Origin of the sequence: Neorhizobium descurainiae (assembly GCF_051400715.1) — a bacterium.
Lineage (GTDB): Bacteria > Pseudomonadota > Alphaproteobacteria > Rhizobiales > Rhizobiaceae > Neorhizobium.
Window position 1 is genome coordinate 1 of sequence record NZ_JBLFFK010000044.1, and the last position, 16285, is coordinate 16285.

At 58.3% G+C, this 16285-nt stretch carries 15 protein-coding genes and 1 pseudogene; 9 read left to right on the forward strand and 7 right to left on the reverse strand.

Annotated elements, in window-relative coordinates; all coding sequences use genetic code 11:
- Window positions 1–288 precede the first annotated feature (288 nt).
- Window positions 289–1833 (reverse strand): sensor histidine kinase, encoded by a 1545-nt coding sequence (locus ACMGE0_RS32760; protein ID WP_436820041.1) that lies wholly within the window; start codon window positions 1831–1833, stop codon window positions 289–291.
- Window positions 1830–2549 (reverse strand): response regulator, encoded by a 720-nt coding sequence (locus tag ACMGE0_RS32765; protein ID WP_436820042.1) that lies wholly within the window; start codon window positions 2547–2549, stop codon window positions 1830–1832. The genes ACMGE0_RS32760 and ACMGE0_RS32765 overlap by 4 nt, the downstream gene beginning before the upstream one ends.
- Window positions 2550–3181: 632 nt before the next feature.
- On the opposite strand from ACMGE0_RS32765, the gene ACMGE0_RS32770 reads away from it, so the two are divergent.
- The 6 genes from ACMGE0_RS32770 (at window position 3182) to ACMGE0_RS32795 (ending at window position 8572) form a co-directional block, all read left to right on the forward strand.
- Window positions 3182–3829, forward strand: a complete 648-nt coding sequence (locus ACMGE0_RS32770; protein ID WP_436820043.1) for a TetR family transcriptional regulator — start codon at window positions 3182–3184, stop codon at window positions 3827–3829.
- Between the two features lie 42 nt (window positions 3830–3871).
- The gene (locus tag ACMGE0_RS32775; protein ID WP_436820044.1) at window positions 3872–4237 is read left to right on the forward strand and encodes a hypothetical protein; all 366 of its coding nucleotides are present in this window, start codon (window positions 3872–3874) and stop codon (window positions 4235–4237) included.
- Between the two features lie 75 nt (window positions 4238–4312).
- Entirely contained in the window at window positions 4313–4936 is a 624-nt protein-coding gene (locus tag ACMGE0_RS32780) for a (2Fe-2S)-binding protein (RefSeq protein ID WP_436820045.1), read from the forward strand.
- A 3-nt stretch (window positions 4937–4939) separates the two neighbouring features.
- On the forward strand, window positions 4940–5956 hold the full coding sequence (locus tag ACMGE0_RS32785) for an FAD binding domain-containing protein (RefSeq protein WP_436820046.1): 1017 nt from the start codon (window positions 4940–4942) through the stop codon (window positions 5954–5956).
- Window positions 5956–8067 carry a xanthine dehydrogenase family protein molybdopterin-binding subunit gene (locus ACMGE0_RS32790; protein WP_436820047.1) on the forward strand — a complete coding sequence of 704 codons (2112 nt, stop codon included), beginning with the start codon at window positions 5956–5958 and terminating at the stop codon, window positions 8065–8067. Before ACMGE0_RS32785 ends, ACMGE0_RS32790 begins: the two co-directional genes overlap by 1 nt.
- 70 nt (window positions 8068–8137) lie before the next feature.
- Window positions 8138–8572, forward strand: a complete 435-nt coding sequence (locus ACMGE0_RS32795; protein ID WP_436820048.1) for a DoxX family protein — start codon at window positions 8138–8140, stop codon at window positions 8570–8572.
- A 262-nt stretch (window positions 8573–8834) separates the two neighbouring features.
- Here ACMGE0_RS32795 and ACMGE0_RS32800 read toward each other — a convergent pair whose 3' ends face one another.
- The 4 genes from ACMGE0_RS32800 to ACMGE0_RS32815 all read right to left on the reverse strand — a co-directional run bounded on the left by ACMGE0_RS32800 (window position 8835) and on the right by ACMGE0_RS32815 (window position 12273).
- The gene (locus ACMGE0_RS32800) at window positions 8835–10955 is read right to left on the reverse strand and encodes a carboxy terminal-processing peptidase (RefSeq protein ID WP_436820049.1); all 2121 of its coding nucleotides are present in this window, start codon (window positions 10953–10955) and stop codon (window positions 8835–8837) included.
- A gap of 324 nt (window positions 10956–11279) precedes the next feature.
- Entirely contained in the window at window positions 11280–11603 is a 324-nt protein-coding gene (locus ACMGE0_RS32805) for a helix-turn-helix domain-containing protein (RefSeq protein ID WP_436820055.1), read from the reverse strand.
- A 95-nt stretch (window positions 11604–11698) separates the two neighbouring features.
- Entirely contained in the window at window positions 11699–12052 is a 354-nt protein-coding gene (locus tag ACMGE0_RS32810) for a type II toxin-antitoxin system PemK/MazF family toxin (RefSeq protein WP_436820050.1), read from the reverse strand.
- A complete protein-coding gene (locus ACMGE0_RS32815; RefSeq protein WP_436820051.1) occupies window positions 12049–12273 on the reverse strand; it encodes an antitoxin MazE family protein in 225 nt (74 codons plus the stop codon). The genes ACMGE0_RS32810 and ACMGE0_RS32815 overlap by 4 nt, the downstream gene beginning before the upstream one ends.
- A 1500-nt stretch (window positions 12274–13773) precedes the next feature.
- Here ACMGE0_RS32815 and ACMGE0_RS32820 point away from each other — a divergent pair.
- From ACMGE0_RS32820 to ACMGE0_RS32830, 3 genes are all read left to right on the forward strand, one after another.
- Window positions 13774–14109: a hypothetical protein gene (locus tag ACMGE0_RS32820; RefSeq protein ID WP_436820052.1), complete on the forward strand. Its 336-nt coding sequence runs from the start codon at window positions 13774–13776 to the stop codon at window positions 14107–14109.
- A gap of 301 nt (window positions 14110–14410) precedes the next feature.
- Window positions 14411–15466 (forward strand): DUF4037 domain-containing protein, encoded by a 1056-nt coding sequence (locus ACMGE0_RS32825; RefSeq protein WP_436820053.1) that lies wholly within the window; start codon window positions 14411–14413, stop codon window positions 15464–15466.
- 57 nt (window positions 15467–15523) lie between these two features.
- Window positions 15524–15985: a ProQ/FinO family protein gene (locus ACMGE0_RS32830; protein ID WP_436820054.1), complete on the forward strand. Its 462-nt coding sequence runs from the start codon at window positions 15524–15526 to the stop codon at window positions 15983–15985.
- Here the strand turns inward: ACMGE0_RS32830 and ACMGE0_RS32835 are convergent.
- Window positions 15979–16170 (reverse strand): annotated as a pseudogene (locus tag ACMGE0_RS32835) (GNAT family N-acetyltransferase); the annotation flags it as partial. The gene ACMGE0_RS32830 and the pseudogene ACMGE0_RS32835 sit on opposite strands and share 7 nt — an antisense overlap.
- Between the last annotated feature and the right edge of the window lie 115 nt (window positions 16171–16285).

Genomic DNA, 16285 nt, shown 5'->3' on the forward strand with positions numbered 1-16285 from the left:
CGGATCGATGACCTTATGCCCTGGGCTTATGCCGAGAAGCCGATCATCAAGGCCGGGGTCTGAGAACATCGCTTACACTCATCAACCTTAAGCAAACCGCTAATCCGATAGGCTCCAGATCGAGCTGCCGGCAGCGCTTTCGTATGTGGCGGCTTGGTTTACACTGCGCGGTATGAAAGATGATTCCGGCAGATCGATGTGCCGGATGAACACAAGCTGATCTGCAGACCCGTGCGGCGGTCTTACAGGTTCCAGGCAGGCTCACGTGGGTGCCGGAGTGAGCTATGCTCAAAGTTGCGTAAGCCGGTGAGATCGAGCGGCGATCTGATCAGAAGGTCCGGCATTCTCGGAACCGCGCACGACTTGCCTGAAGGTCCAATTTCTCGTCTTGCGGATCGGCGCTGGATTGACCTCCCCTTCCCTCGGAAGAGAAATAACCGCCTGCATCCCTGTTTCACCGGAGACGAGTGAGATTTCGCCGCCATGCTGCCGCACGACGGCGCGGGCAATCGACAACCCGAGGCCGATGCCGCCCGTGTCTCTGTTTCGCGACCCTTCCAGGCGGAAGAAGGGGGCAAAAACCTTTTCCTTCATGGCTTCGGGTATCCCTGGGCCGCGGTCTTCGACAACAATATCGATCGTGGTCGACGTATGCCGGATGAAGACTTTGGCCTCACCGCCATAACGCACCGCGTTTTCGATAAGATTTCTAATCGCGCGGCGCAGACCATCCGGGCGACAGCGATAGGTCGTCCTCTCCCCCTCGATATAAGTCACGGCGTGTCCCAGGTCCGACTGATCGTCGCAGATACTGGCGATAAGAGCCTCGAGCTGCATCGCGCGCGTCTCCTCCTCCGTGGTTTCCCCGCGCGCGAACGATATGGCTGCCTCGGTCATGGCCTGCAGTTCATCGATCGTCGACAGCATCTTCCGTTGGATCTCCTCATCCTTGACAAACTCGGTCCTCAACCGAAGCGAGGTCAGCGGCGTGCGCAGATCGTGGCCGATCGCGGCGAGCATTTTTGTCCTATCCTCGACAAACCGGTGCAAGCGACCTTGCATCTTGTTGAAGGCCTCCGCCGTGCGCCGAACCTCCTCCGGCCCCTCTTCCGGAATGGGCGGAAGATTCTCTCCCCGCCCGAGTGCCTCGGCTGACCTTGCGAGATTGCGCAATGGACGGGAAATGCGGCTTGCGATGAAGATTCCGATCAATGCCAGGATCAACGCCGTCAATCCCACCGATGTCAGGGACTTGGAGTTCCACCAGCGGCCGGTATTCTCCTGATACAAGGCGAAGTTCAACCAACGGCCATCGCTCAGCTTGACCGCAAGCCCGAACCCTCTCCGTCGGTCGAAATAGAGAAACTTCGCGGGCTGCGGGAGATTCCACAAGATCGGCATCGGGCTAGCCCATTCCTCGTCCGTGTTTTCACGGGCGACTTCGTTTGGATTGGGCAATTGCGGCTTGAGCGGAGTGGCCCAGTCGAATTTTTGTGAAAGATCGACGAAGTTCTCGAGTCGCCTGGAAAGCTGGTCCACCGCCTGCTGACGCCAGACGCTTGCTGTCTCGGGCTCCCGGTCCGTCAGCCAGAATTTGGAATAGTTGGTCTCGCTGGCATAAAGAACCTGTTCCTGCATTTCTGGGGGGATGGATTCCAACAACCGGGTGATGGACGCACCCCGGCTGAAGAATTCGCTTTTCGCCGAGGCTCTCAGCGCCGCGGTTCGCTCATCCCACGAAATGAGGAAAGCGAGTGCTTGCGAGATTATCAAGGCGGCGAGCGTGAAGCATATGAACTGCGCCGCGAGGCTTCTTTTCCAAATTTCGATCATTCGAAAGCCACCTCGGCCGAGAGGCTATAGCCGCCGCCCCAATGGGTCTTGATGATTGACGGATACTTGGGATTTTCCTCGATCTTCTTGCGCAGGCGGCTCACCTGATTGTCGATGCTGCGGTCGAAGATATCGGCGGTCCTGCCCACGGTCAGATCCAGCAGTTGTTCACGGCTCAGGATAAGTCCAGGGCGCTCGACGAGGACCTTGAGAAGGCGAAATTCCGCCGTGCTGAGAGGAATCCCGACGCCATCGTCACCGGAAATCTCCTGCCGCCCCAGATTGAGCCGCCACGGGCCGATGCGAACGGTTTTAGGCTGCTGTTGTACCTGGTGGGGCACCGGATTTGACACACGACGCAGCACCGCCCGGATGCGGGCCAATAGCTCACGGGGGTTGAAAGGCTTCACGACATAGTCGTCCGCCCCGAGTTCGAGACCGATGATCCGGTCCGTATCCTCCACCATCGCCGTCAAGAATATAATGGGGATGTTTGAGGTGGCCCGTACGCGCCTGCAGACCGCGAGCCCGTCCTCTCCCGGCATCATGATGTCGAGAATGATCAGGTCGATGGATTGACGGTCAAGCAACCGTCGCAAGCAAGCACCGCTTTCCGCGACGCTGACCTTATAACCTTGCTGCTCGAGATATTGTCGAACGAGATCTCGGATATCGCCGTGATCATCAACGACCACGACATGCGCGGCGTCCTGCATTTGGCTAACCTCTTTTCGGTATTCTATACAAGAAGAACCTCCTCTCCTGCACGAGAAAAAATGTATCAAAGTTTCACAAGGCAACTCGCCAGATAGCATCTCGTGCCAATCAGCCTGTTCGATCTTTCCTATCCTATTTGGTCGGGCCTTGTCGGGTTCGTTTGGATCTCTCGGGCGGTCTCTCGCTCCCGCGGGGATCGGGGAAAATCGCGACGGCATGCGACCAACCGCCAAGCCTGGGACAGCTTGATACAATTTATTACGAGTAACGGCACAGTCCTGAGACAGGATCGGACTATTAACCGCCCTGTCGGCGAGCCAGTGACCTCTGTCTCCCCCGGATCGGCCACACTGCTCATTCGACACGTAGTCAAAGGGCCTGATGCAACCTTTGCCCCTTGACCAATGGAGCCGAAGGGCGCGGCAATTCGCCGAGCGAAGGCGATGACCGCATCCTGTCGGTTCCTCTTGCATCAGCCCTGACAAGGGCGGCGCGTTGAACACAACACGATACGGACGCATCACATAATGCTCGAAACCACCACCCTTCCCACGCCAACCTCATCGCAGCCTTGCAGGCGAGACTTTGGGGGGTACCGGAAATGCAGCCGCACACGAATGGAGATCACGTGATGACACAAACCATCCCTTTCAATCCCAAGCTTTCTCAGGCCCCGATCTACGTCCGGGCCGAACTTGTGGAGCAAGCCTTCCGGGTGGTATCAGATAAAGATTTCGACGACACCGTCGTGGAAAGGTTGGCGTCTGCCGTTTCTGTCAGCGAGGCGTTCATCTTTCGCCACTTTCGGACACGAATCGACCTGGCGGACGCGCTTGGCCAATACGTCATGCAGCAATTGAAGTCCGACTTGCAGGCCCTGCCGTCTTCAGGTTCATCGATCGGCGACCTGCGCCTGTTGTTTACCGAACTGTGTGAACGCTATTCACGATCCCGGCGCCTCACGCCTGGTCTGTTGGATGCCATGGTTATTGCGATCGAAAAGAACGGCCGTGCGGCGCAAGCCTATTCGCGCTTTCTGGAGGAAACGGTCGTCCAAATCATCGTACAAGGTCAAAGGAGTGGCGAGATCCGCGTGACCAACAGCAGGCAAACCGCCGCGGTCATCTTCAACAGCCTCATGGCGCTCTCGGATCCTCACCTGTTCCGGCGCTATGGGCATGCTCTCGATTGTGAGCTTCTCTCGCAGCAGATCGATGTCGTATTGCGGCGGCTGACGAAAGACGCTGAAATCTCCGAAAGGTGCCGGATCGCATCCTGAAGGGACTAGCTGCTTCGGTTCTTACACATTCAGGAACGCTAAATGCAGTCCCCTCTGCCATGGGGCCTCGTAACCTTGCTCCTCAAGATAATGTCCAACAAGATCGTGGATGTCACAGTGATCGCCAGCGACCACGACATCGGCGGATATGAAAAGAACCTTCCCGAAGGAAATTGTATCAAAATTTCGCAGGTTTCTCTGTCCGACATTTCCCGCTCCACCGCGCGCCTACGTTTTCCAACCGCATTTTCCAATACTTACAGATCGCACCTGAGTGTTCGGGTGGCGATCGCTGCCGTGCCAGGCAGGAGAATCGCGACGGCCTGCGCGCTAAAGCTCAAACCTGCGACAGTTTGCGACAATTTTCCCGAATGGCGGCACAGTCGTGCGACAGACCCGGAATATTGATCATCTCATGTCGGCGAACCGGTGCGGTCCATTGGTTGGCCGCGTTGCTTCCAAAGCCATAACAGGAGAGCAATCATGACGAGCCGATACCCAGAAGATATCCAAAACTCCGGCGTCACGCGGCGCACTGTCTTAGGTACCGGAGCCGGAGTCGCCGCCGCGACGATCCTCCCACTCCATGCCGATGCCTACGCACAACAGCTTCCGGCAATCGTTGAGACGGGGACGACGATCCGCGTTTCAATGTCGGTGAACGGTCAGGCGGTTGGCCTCGATGTCGACTCCCGCGCCTCACTTCTCGATCTGCTCCGCGAACGGCTCGGGTTCACTGGAACGAAGAAGGGATGCGATCACGGTCAGTGCGGGGCTTGCACCGTCCATCTCGACGGACGGCCCGTGGTCTCCTGTCTCACGATTGCAGCGAAGGCGAATGGACGCGAGGTGACGACGATCGAAGGTCTTGCCAGCGGCGACGCGCTTCATCCCATGCAAGAGTCCTTCATCGACCACGACGCGCTGCAGTGCGGCTACTGCACGCCTGGTCAGATCATGTCGGCCGTCGCTTGTGTACGCCAAGGACAGGCAACGAACAGGGACTCGATTCGCGAATTCATGAGCGGGAACATCTGTCGCTGCGGGGCCTATGTCGGGATCGTCGCCGCCATCGAAGACGTGGCAGCCAATTCGAGGGAGGGCTGAGCCATGCGGCCTATCAACTATACTCGGGCAGAAACGCTCGAAGCCGCCGTCGAGGCCTTTAGCGCGGCTGGCGCGGACGCGCGTTACATCGCCGGCGGCACGACGCTCTATGATCTGATGAAACTTGGCGTGGAACAACCGACCCACCTCATCGATCTCACCGGCATTGCCGGGTTGAACGCCATCGACACCGATGGTGACGTGCTGCGGTTTGGCGCCTTGGCGCTGATGAGTGACGTCGCCTATACGCCGGCTGTGCACGAGGGATATCCAGTGCTTTCCGAGAGCCTTCTCAAGGCCGCCTCCCAGCAATTACGAAACATGGCGACGGTCGGCGGCAACCTTCTGCAACGCACCCGCTGCATGTATTTCCGCAACGGGGCAGGCTCGGCGTCCACGGTCGGCGTCTATCCCTGCAACAGACGCCAACCAGGATCCGGTTGCGCCGCCATCGGCGGGCTTGATCGCGGCCATGCAGTTCTCGGCGCTAGTGATGCGTGTACGGCAGTCTCGCCGGGAGACTGGCCCGTGGCGCTGATGGCGATGGATGCAATCATCGAGCTTTTCGGCCCAGGCGGAGCGCGCAGTATTCCGATAGCCGAATTCTATCGGCTGCCGGGCGAGACGCCGCATCTGCAATTCAACATCGATCCGGCCGAACTGATCACGGCAATTACCGTCTCCAAAACGCCTGCGGCCCGTCTGTCGACCTATCACAAGATCCGTGATCGGGAGAGCTTTGCCTTTGCCTTGGCCTCTGCTGCGGTCGCAGTCGAGATGGACGGAGGCACCGTGCGTACCGCCCGTATCGCTCTCGGTGGAGTGGCGACGGTTCCGTGGCGGGCAAAAGCCGCCGAGGAAACGGTCGTCGGCAAGCCATTGACGCCTGAGCTCGCCCTGGAAGCCGGCCAAGCGGCATTCCGCAACGCCCGCGCGGGTCAGCACAATGCATTGAAGATGGATCTCGGGCTCCGGGTGATCGCGGATGCCCTGATGATCGCCGCAGAAAGGAGAGCGTGATGCTGCAGAAGTCCGAACGCGCACGTTTCGATGCACGCGACAAGGTGCTCGGCAACGCTCGATATGCAGCTGACGTCAAATTGCCGGGAATGCTTTATGCAATGCTGGTCCCTGCCAGGATTGCGAAGGGCACGATGCAGGAACTTGACGTTTCGCCAGCCATGCAGATCGCTGGCGTCGTCCGAGTGATAACGTCGAAGGATGTTGCCTTCCTCGGGACGAAGATCGCCTTCCTTGGCCAGCCGGTTGCCTTGGTCGTCGCCGAGACGATCGAAACGGCAATCGAAGGCGCCGAAGCATTAGGCCCAGTCTATGAGAAGGCGCCCTTCATTCCACTGATGGACAGCCCCGGCGCAACCCGCGTCGAGGCCGAAGGCTTCAACGCTGGTGACGTCGATGCCGCATTTCGCAGCGCGACGACGATCGTCGAGGGAAGCTTCGTGACGCCGACCCAACATCACAATCCGATCGAGCTGCTTGGCACGGTGGCGGAGTGGTCGGGTGGAAGGCTCACGATTCACGAGGGTTGCCAGAACACCGAACAGGTCAAGGCCGCGCTTGCGCAAGCCCTGAACTTGTCTCCCGACCTGATCGCAGTCAAATCTCCCTATGTCGGTGGTGGATTCGGCCAGAAGTCCCCGCCTAAGGCTCAGACCGCACTGGTCGCGCACGCGGCCAGACTGACCGGGCGTCCAGTCAAGCTGGTGGCGCCGCGCGGACAGATTTTTCATATCGCGCCCCACAGGCCTCGGAGCGTTCAACATATCCGGCTTGCTGCCGACGCGAGCGGTCGGATGACAGGCATTTCCCACGACGTCGTGCAGGAAAATATTCCAAACGGTGCGTTCCGCTCCTCCGGTTACCATCAGGATATAGCGCGTCTGTATGCTTTCGAAAACTTCCGGGCGACGGCGGGCGATATCCACATCGACCGCCAGTCGCCGCGGCACACGCGTGGCACACACCCTTTCCCAGCCTGTTTCGCACTGGAAAGTGCGATTGACGAACTGGCCTACAAGACCGGCCAGGACCCCGTGCAGCTTCGCATCGAGCATGAAGCCAAGATGGACATCATCGCAGGCCAGCCGCTGTCGCCGCATTTCTTGAATGACTGCTTGACGGAAGGTGCCAGGCGCTTCGATTGGAGCAGGCGAACACCTCAGCCGGGATCTATGCGCTTGGACGATGGCACCATGATCGGACTTGGTGTGGCTTGCGGTATCTTTGGCGCATCGGGATCCGCAGCCGAGACGACGCTGAGGGTTCGGGCAGATGGCACCACACGGGTAATCTCCTCCGGACACGAGATGGGCCAAGGAATTACTAGCGCCATCGCAAACACGATTGTCCAAAAACTCGACATCAATCCTGATCGATTGGAGATTTTGATCGGGGACACGACTGTCGGCCCGCAAATGGCTACGGTGGGCGAACGTGGCACGGCCAGCATTGTCCCGGTAACGGTGAAGGCGGCGCAGGCACTACGAGCCAGATTTGAGGAACTTGCGGGAGAGAAGCCTCCGGCCGGTAATCTGCATGAACAATTGGCGCGTCTCAAACGCCCCTATCTCGAAGTCACCGTTTCGGAGCTCGCCCCAGGACAAGACGCTGCTGCGATACAGGGCTTCCGGACCGCCGGTCGTGCGGCGGGTGCAGGGGCCGAATATCCTGGGTTCACGTCCATGAGCTATATCGCGCAGTTTGTGGAAATCCATATCGAGCCCAGAACACGCCGGATCCGCATGCCGCGGGCGGTAAGCATTGCCGATATTGGTCGGGTTGTGAGTCCTGTGACCGCCAGAGGGCAAATGTACGGCGGCATGGTCTGGGGTTTCAGTACGGCGCTCCGGGAGGAAACGGAAGTCGACCCACGTTTCGCCGGCTACCTCAATGATGATCTTGCCGACTATGTCATGGCGGTGAATGCCGACATCGGTGACATAGATGTGGGTCTGATCGACAAGCCTGACACCATGGTCAACTCGGTCGGAGTCAAGGGGATGGGCGAGCTCGTCATGCTTGGAACCGCCCCTGCGATCGCCAACGCGATCTATCATGCTACAGGCAAGCGCATCCGGAAACTGCCTATTCGCATTGAAGACGTGCTTTGACGGCTGGGGCCTCCGAGCACTCGATCGAACATCCAGCTAGTAACCATTTTAGAATATCTGGGAGACTGACATGCCGGCTTGGCAAGCAACCTACATCAGAAACTTCGCTCCGCACCTGTTGAGCATCCTGCGCATCGTGGCGGCAGGGTCGTTCTTCACGCATGGCACGATGAAGCTATTCAGTTGGCCAGCCCCTTTTGAATACCCCCTTAATCCCATGCTATACACCGCCGGAATTCTCGAGACTTTTGGCGGCTTGTTGCTGGCAGTCGGGCTTTTCACGCGCCCGGTCGCCTTCGTGCTCTCAGGTTTGATGGCCTGCGCGTATTTCATCGCGCACGGCTCGGACGGCTTCTTTCCTGTGCTCAACCACGGCGAAGCAGCCGTGCTTTATTGCTTTATTTTCCTATACATCTTCGCCGCCGGCCCAGGGGTCTGGAGCTTGGATGCCTTCCAAGGCCGCAAGAATGGAGTGAACTCAACCGGCCTGGAGAAAGCGATGTGACATTAGAACGACGTTTGTCGTAGCCGAAGCACGCATTGATCGAGCCGTCCTTTTTGAGTTTGCGGCTCGGCCGTAGCTACCTGGCACTAAGCAGGCCGCTGATGCCTAACCGGCGCATTTCACGATGGACCGTGGGCCGGCTGGCCCCACCGGCATCCCGTGAGCGACGAAGGGGCACCACCGAGTGCTTGCGCTAAGATATCGGTGCTTGTCTGTGACCACACATCCGTTTTGGATCAGCATGATGCAAGATCAGAAGACGCTATTCTCCCATGGCGCTTTTCGACCGCCTGGTGATAGGCTTCGCCGCTTCCTCCAACAAATCTGCCGCATCGGCAACGATGGCCGCAGCCTCGTTGCGCAAGACATCCTTTGCATTCTTGCGGGCGTTCTCGATAGCAATATCAGCAGCCAGGCTACGCTCATCTGCTTGTAGGCCATCATCGTCACCACGCGCCATACCGGCGTTTGTTTGCTCACGCGCCTTGATGCGATTCGCCAAAGCCGCCAGTTCCTTTCGGCGTTCTGATTCATTGAGCGAAATGGTGCGTTTTTCGCGTTGAGCCTTGAGCTCCGCAATATCCTCGACAAACTGCTGGAAATCCGGCTCGTTCTTGATCCGTGCAACATGGCGGCTCTGTAATCGCGGCAACAACGCTGCCATGTTACCCGCAACCGTGTGTCTCGCGGCCTTGATCTGCGTCCAGGGCAGCGCATTGTCATAACTTGCTTCACCAAATGTCTTAGGGTCAAAAAGCCCCGGCAGGCTTATATCGGGAGTTACGCCGCGTAGCTGCGTCGTCCCGCCATCCACGCGGAAAAACTGGGCGATGGTCAATTTCAACTCGCCCAGTTCCGCCTCCCTGTTCCCAACCACCTGATCGAGATTGACGACGGTTTGCACGCTGCCCTTGCCGAAGCTGGGCTCGCCGACAATTACGCCACGACCATAATCCTGTATTGCTGCAGCAAAGATTTCGGATGCAGACGCCGAACCACGATTGATCAAGACACCTAGGGGACCCGCCCAAACCGGCGCCGACTGATCATCGCTTTGAACCTTGATTTTGCCTTCGGCGTTACGTTGCTGAACCACGGGGCCTTTCCCGACAAACAGGCCTGTCAGATCTATCGCCTCGGCCAACGAACCTCCGCCGTTGTCGCGCAGATCAATGAGAACGCCATCGACGTTTTCCTGCTTCAGCTCACCAAGAAGTTTAGCGACATCGCGACTTGCGCCCCTATAGTCCCTGTCGCCGTTCTGCCGCGCTTCGAAGTCCTCGTAGAACGCCGGAAGAGTAATCACTCCAATCCTGCGCCTAGTCCCGTTGTCGTTAACCGGCAGGATAGTCTTCTTTGCGGCCTGCTTTTCAAGGCTGACTTTGTCTCGCACCAGACTGATGAGGCGGTGGCTCCCGCTTTCTCCGGCATCGGCTGGCAAGATTTCCAATCTGACAACAGAGTCTTCTCTCCCGCGTATCATTTGCACGACTTCGTCGAGGCGGGTGCCGACCACCTCCTTTACGGCGCCATCATCTCCTTGTCCGACACCGACGATGCGATCCCCGACCGCCAGCTTGCCAGACAGTTGCGCCGGCCCTCCCGGTACAAGCTCGCGGATCGTGGTGTAGCCATCACGTTCCTGCAAAACGGCGCCGATCCCGACGAGCGAAAGCTTCATCGAGATGTCGAACGCAGCCGAAGCTGCGGCGCCAAAATAATCCGTATGGGGGTCGACAGAGGTTGTGTAGGCGTCCATGAACGACTGGAAAACATCGTCGGTCTTGGACGAGTAAACGCGTTCGAGAATATTTTTATAGCGCTTGTCGAGCGTATCGCGAATTTCCGCGTCGGCCTTGCCTGCCAGCTTTAAGCGGAGCCAGTCGCTTTTTACGCGCTTACGCCAAAGTTCGTTGCTTTCCGCCTCCGATTGCGCCCAGGGAGCGTCATCGCGCGATACAGAAAACTCCTCCTGCACGCTGAAATCGAAACTCTGCTTGAGCAGGCTCCGTGCATAGGCCATGCGATCTATAAGCCTTTGGGAATAGACGTTGAAAGTCGAGAACGGTATCTTGAGGTCTTCGCGGAGAATGGCGTCATCGACCTTTGTGCCTTCAGCCATGAATTTGTCGACGTCGGCCTGCGTGAACAACATTCGGTCCGTGTCCAGGGATTTGATGAACCGGTTCATGATCTTCACTGACAAAGCATCGTCGAGCGGTACAGGCCTGTAAGCATATCGTGTCAGGAATTGCGCGCTCACATGGGCAGCTTGAGCCTGTCTTTGCAGCGGTTCCAAAATCGGGGGCGACGCCGGCTCCAGGGAATGTGCAGGTGTCGCAATCGAAAGGAGTAGGCCAAGGAATCCATAGTATATGCGCATTCAGCTTTATTCCCTTTGTCGCGAGTTCATTTCTCAATGCTGGTGAACAATGATGGTATTTTTGCAACCTACCGAAAGGAGCCGTATGTTTATCCGCCATAGATGTTCTAGTTGACGCCCCGTTTAACGAAACCCGGCACGACATTTTTGATGTGACCCAACACGTGCCCACGGCGCAACCTGGAAGCTGATGGCCTTGTACGGGGAACGGCGCTCCCCAAGCTCTCATACGTCAAACACGAGGTTACTGGTTCGGCGCCAGGGCTTAGGCTCGTGATTGAATGATCTCGGCCTAAGTTCGGGATCGCAGACCGCGCATCTGCCTTAAAGCCGCCTAGTCTTCTCTTGCTCCGGCTCTGTTCGGTTACGGCGTCTCCGACTTCGTGGCGGACTTTCTTCCCTGCGGTGAACGCTCAAATCCGCCAATCGGGTCAAATCAGATTCACTAACTGTCAACAATTCATTGATCGCGAGACTCCACTTGCCCATCATTTTGTCGAGCGTCGTTAGCTTGATGTCTCGCATTCCCCGAATGACCTGCGATATGTATGCCTCTGACAGGCCAAGGCTCACCGCCAAGTCCTTGTTCGTCCATCCGGGCTGGCACTTCTGGCGCTCGCGCACCGCGTTCCAGAGCGCATTACCCACGATGCGCAGATGGGGAACCTCGGTCCTGATCCATGCGGTTTCCGGGTTCGGGGCGCGAGACGCGCTTGCCGGGACGTAGATCGGAAACGGCGAACTCAAGCCTCTCCCCTTGCCCTCGGCGACACGGCGAGTCCGAGAAATACCAGCATCGCCTGATTGAGTCGCACGATGTCTTCGTCATCCAATCGCCCGACGTTATCTCCGATCTTCGATTTCGGGACGGTCGTGATCTTGTCCACCATCAGGCGGGAAGCCAGCCGCAGGCCGTTTCGCTCGTTAGGGGCAACAGCAAGCCGAAACAACGGCGCTTCCGTATCATCCGATGTGAAGGCGCAGACGGTGATTGAATCCGTCCCGTCGAAACTGTCGTCCTGCACGATCACGACAGGACGCGGCTTGCCCGCGTAATCCTCGCCGCCCGCGACCGTCCAGATATCGCCACGTCTCATTCATCGCCCCAATCGGAGACGGCATCGATGAACGCCTGATCGTCGGGCGCCTGCGCGCTTGCTGCGACCGCAAGCGACTGGCGGTGAGCCTCAACCTTGAATGAGGGTGCACGCACGTCCGGCACCCAAATCTGGATCGGGCGCAGACCCTGGGCGCGCAACCGGGCGCGATGCTCGCCTACCTTCACGCGCGTCGGCTTCGGCTTTGATGCAGAAACCATGTTTCTCTCCTTCGATCTTGGTTACATGTAACCTACCATGGGGCATGACCCCCATGCCAATGATTTTTGTCGAAAGTGCCGGCGAAATCGCCATCCGCACCATCTCCACCGCCCGCTCTTCGTCGGAAGTGGAGCGCCTGCGCTCCCACTCCCGCCTTATTCGGCTTCCCTGCGAATGTCGGGACGAAGGCGGGAGGTCAAGGATGGCGCAGCCACCGCGTATCGGCTTGTCCTTGAGGGGCCGGCTTCGCTCCGGCAGACTTTCCCGAAGCAGACAAGGCTTTCCCTCGCTTCAGGAGGAAACGACCGTCACGACGAGATTAGCAGGTGGGGTTCCGTTGACAATTCATCTGTCTATCCGTCGCTCACTACCGCTGAACCTTCAAGTGCAACGCCTCACCGCAATAGGTGCTGGGCAGGAGCTTTTCGTTGAGAATTTGGTGGCTCAGGCTACGGTCTGGTCAATTCGAGGATGGGGTAGCGAGTTCGGTTTATGCAGTTGTCGGGGTGATGGCACTCTCCTAGAGTTTTCGTTGTCGATCGTAGGCTTTCCAATTTGCAAAGTGTCTTTGAGGAGTTGGTTACCAGATGCGATATTCGCTGCGTTTTGGCTCAAAGCTTTGATCCGTTTCTGATGTATGTGGGCTTCTCGACAGGAAGACCGCCAAAGACACGAGCATTGCTATATAGAATCTTGACGCATCAGGATTTTCAAGAAGGTGGTTCGATCCCAAGATGTCTGGCGATCTCGCCGGCGGTTCTGCCGTCACGCTCACCGATCAGACGAAGAGTCTTGGCGGTCCACGGTCCCGAAGCGCTGTTCTTGTCGAGCGCGACAAGCCGCTTGCGCAGGCCGGCGAGGTCTTCGGCGTCAAGTCGGTCGTTCAGGCGCAGGGCCTCGCGCGGGTCCGGTCCAGCCAGATGAACCTGATCCGATACAACGTCCCGTCGCGCCTTTTTCGGAGTTCAGCAAGCAGAGCCTCGCCGGTGTCGAACCCCGCGCGCCGGGCATCTTCCATCGGGTGTCGTCGGTGCAATGTCCTCGATGGCGAGAACCCCGATCGGCGTCCGCAGGGAGCCGCCAGCCCGCACCGTAGGCCTAGACCAGTGTCGGAATGCGACTGCTATCCTGCCGGCCTTATCCCATCGAGAACTTGGTTTTTGAACAACATGCTACTTCGCTCCGACCTGCAACGCCTTTTGCAGCAAGTTTCAGGATTTCCGCGACGCCGCAATCGACCGATTGCGCTAGGCCACTTACGATCTTTGATGCGTTAAACTATCTTCCCCTGAAGATCGAGTAATCTCACGGCCCAAGGCCTTTCACCCAACTGGGCGACCATTCCGCCTCTATAAACAAACTGGCGAACTTCCCCGTTTTCTATAAACCGTGTCTCGTTCCGGAGAATCCCTCGCGGTCGGCGATAGCGGTTGAATAGCCTGTCACGCTCGTGGTCGTGATGTGCTATTGCGGAGGCTCCGGTTTCATGGAGGATTAGCATGAACAAGGTTTTCCTTGCCCTTTTGCTGTCGGCCATCTGTGCCGAAGCAGCCGAAAACGCCGATCCGCGGCTTGCACAACTGGCCGAACGCCAGCTCGGCAAGGACTTCCGGATCGTCTTCCGGCTGGAAAAGAATGCCTCTATCTGCGGAGGCACCGGCGACGCCTACATCGGCGACGTCGAAGTGAATCGGCCGCGCCGCGAGGCGGCTGCGGATGGCGGCGTGAAGCTTGCGGACAACTGGATGCCGGTCGGCAAGAGCTATTCGATCTTCGCGGAAGAACTGAGCTCCGGACAGGCCGCTCTGATGGATGCCGATAATTGCCTCGAGTGATCGCGCCGAGGAACAGGCTGGCCTGTCTGCTGGGCACCTTGGTAATTCGGTTCGTGTGAGCGGCGTTTCGTAGCGACCTTCTCGGCGGCTGCCCGGCCGAACTGGACAGATCGGCAGGCCTATAGCCTGATGTTCTGTCTCCGGCTCCACGGCGGCTGTTGCTCCATCGCGCCCGCAACCGCGACCGGTTTGGGCTCGGGTGACCGTTGGTATAGGTATGCGTCCGTTGGCGAGTTGGTAAAGGCGTGAGATGGCGCAGGGAATTGGAGTACCTCTTTCGAGACGGTTCTATGAGAGCTTGGTGGGGGCCGTCGTTCGACAGAATTTTCCTCATCTACCGTACGCCGCCGCCAGGATCGGCCTGGGCTCGGAAGTCCTCGGCTATGACACCGAAATGTCGGCCGACCACGATTACGGTCCATGCGTCCAGATCTTTCTGCCGGAGACAGGTTTTTCCACGCTCGCAGCGGATCTCATGGAGGTCATGGACCGAAGCCTGCCCGACACCTTCGAACAATGGGCCGTGCGCTACCCCACCAATGTCCGTCCGCCGGCTGCCAACGGCCCAGAGGGCATGTTGGGATCCGATCACGGCGTTGAGCTCTATACTGTCTCGGCATGGTGCGAACGCTTTCTCGGGCGCCGATTTGTAACCGAGCTCTCCGCGGGTGACTGGCTATCTTATTCCGAACAGCTGTTCTTGACGGCAACCGCAGGCGCGGTGTTTCGCGATGACATCGGCGAGCTCAGTGCTCTGAGGGATCGCCTCTCCTATTTTCCGCGTGACGTCTGGCTTTACAAGCTGGCCGCTCAGTGGGGGCGCATCGCCGAGGAGCGCGCCTATATCGGGCGGACCGGCGATGTCGGTGATGAGCTCGGCTCCCGCGTCATCGCCGCCCGCATGGTCCAAAACCTGATGCGGCTTGCCATGCTCATCGAGCGCCGTTATGCACCTTATCCCAAATGGTTCGGTTCAGCCTTTTCCCGGCTGGCCTGTGCCCCGAGGCTATCCCCGATGCTCATGCAAGTCTGGTCGGCCCAGACCTGGCAAGAGCGTGAAGCAAGACTGCTGACGGCCTGCCAATTCATGGCCAAGTTGCAGATAGCCAAGGGGGTACCCGGCGCTATTGCCCCGGTTCTCGGATCTCTTCACAGCCGGCCGTTCCAGTTCATTGATTCCTTAAAGATTGGTGATGCCCTCCGCTCCGCAATCGAAGATGAAGATTTGCGGACTTTGCCGGAATTCGGGGCGGCCGATCAGTTCCTCAGCGGCAATTTCGTGCTTGCCGTCCCTGATTTCTCGAAGGCAACCGTAACGGCTTTGTTGGAGACGAGCCTCAAGGTAGAACAAAAATGACATCCAGCGCATTGGAACAGGCGCAGCTATTTTGTACGGCAAGGGTACGGACAACGAATGCAGGCCAAACTTCTTACTCCATGGAAGGCCTCGCGTGGCCCGATCAGAGCTGACCGTTTTGCGTTGGAGGCAGCCAGGACCGTCGACGCCTTGCTTATTGAGCCGATCGGCGTGCTTCCGAACGCCGAGGGTGAGATCATTCGCCCCTTCAAGATCGGGATAGGTTTAGAAATTCAGCAGCGCCTGAAACCAGAGGTGACCGTCTCGAACTTGCGCAAGGCTCTCCGCCGCTACACCCATAGTTCAAGCTATCCTTTCGCGATGGCGCAGCCGGACGCGATGCGTCATGACATTGCCGGCGATCCGGTAGAACCGGTGAGCGAACAGGACAGGCTCAATGCACGCCAATCCTTTGTGGTTATCCGAGCGCGTCGCGAGCAGCTCCGAAAGGAGCGGGAGGCGACGCAGACGAGCAATGCCTCCTCGATCACCGAGAGCGAACCGTCGCGTCGTCAATGACGGTCAGTCTTCAGCTGCGACAGCAGATTAAGCCCCGTGCTCAGCGCCTGAACGGCAAATCCCATCTTCTCGTAAAACCTTCGCGCTGACTCATTGTGGGCCGCCACGTTGAGCGATACAAATTCAACCTCCTCCTTTTCAAGCCACCGCAGTATGTGGCGTGCAAGCGACGTTCCGACGCCCTGGCGCCGTCGACGATGCTCAAAAGACGCTACTCAGACTGCTGTAAGCGATGTTCTCAGACCCCGGCCTTGATGATCGGCTTCTCGGCATAAGCCCAGGGCATAAGGTCATCGATCC

What these genes read in the sequence shown, in the direction of transcription:
- ACMGE0_RS32815 (WP_436820051.1), bottom strand. Translation starts at nt 12,273, where the DNA reads ATGGTTTCTGCATCAAAGCCGAAGCCGACGCGCGTGAAGGTAGGCGAG.
- ACMGE0_RS32800 (WP_436820049.1), bottom strand. Translation starts at nt 10,955, where the DNA reads ATGCGCATATACTATGGATTCCTTGGCCTACTCCTTTCGATTGCGACA.
- ACMGE0_RS32795 (WP_436820048.1), top strand. Translation starts at nt 8,138, where the DNA reads ATGCCGGCTTGGCAAGCAACCTACATCAGAAACTTCGCTCCGCACCTG.
- ACMGE0_RS32775 (WP_436820044.1), top strand. Translation starts at nt 3,872, where the DNA reads ATGCAGTCCCCTCTGCCATGGGGCCTCGTAACCTTGCTCCTCAAGATA.
- ACMGE0_RS32785 (WP_436820046.1), top strand. Translation starts at nt 4,940, where the DNA reads ATGCGGCCTATCAACTATACTCGGGCAGAAACGCTCGAAGCCGCCGTC.
- ACMGE0_RS32790 (WP_436820047.1), top strand. Translation starts at nt 5,956, where the DNA reads ATGCTGCAGAAGTCCGAACGCGCACGTTTCGATGCACGCGACAAGGTG.
- ACMGE0_RS32760 (WP_436820041.1), bottom strand. Translation starts at nt 1,833, where the DNA reads ATGATCGAAATTTGGAAAAGAAGCCTCGCGGCGCAGTTCATATGCTTC.
- ACMGE0_RS32780 (WP_436820045.1), top strand. Translation starts at nt 4,313, where the DNA reads ATGACGAGCCGATACCCAGAAGATATCCAAAACTCCGGCGTCACGCGG.
- ACMGE0_RS32765 (WP_436820042.1), bottom strand. Translation starts at nt 2,549, where the DNA reads ATGCAGGACGCCGCGCATGTCGTGGTCGTTGATGATCACGGCGATATC.
- ACMGE0_RS32810 (WP_436820050.1), bottom strand. Translation starts at nt 12,052, where the DNA reads ATGAGACGTGGCGATATCTGGACGGTCGCGGGCGGCGAGGATTACGCG.
- ACMGE0_RS32830 (WP_436820054.1), top strand. Translation starts at nt 15,524, where the DNA reads ATGCAGGCCAAACTTCTTACTCCATGGAAGGCCTCGCGTGGCCCGATC.
- ACMGE0_RS32820 (WP_436820052.1), top strand. Translation starts at nt 13,774, where the DNA reads ATGAACAAGGTTTTCCTTGCCCTTTTGCTGTCGGCCATCTGTGCCGAA.
- ACMGE0_RS32770 (WP_436820043.1), top strand. Translation starts at nt 3,182, where the DNA reads ATGACACAAACCATCCCTTTCAATCCCAAGCTTTCTCAGGCCCCGATC.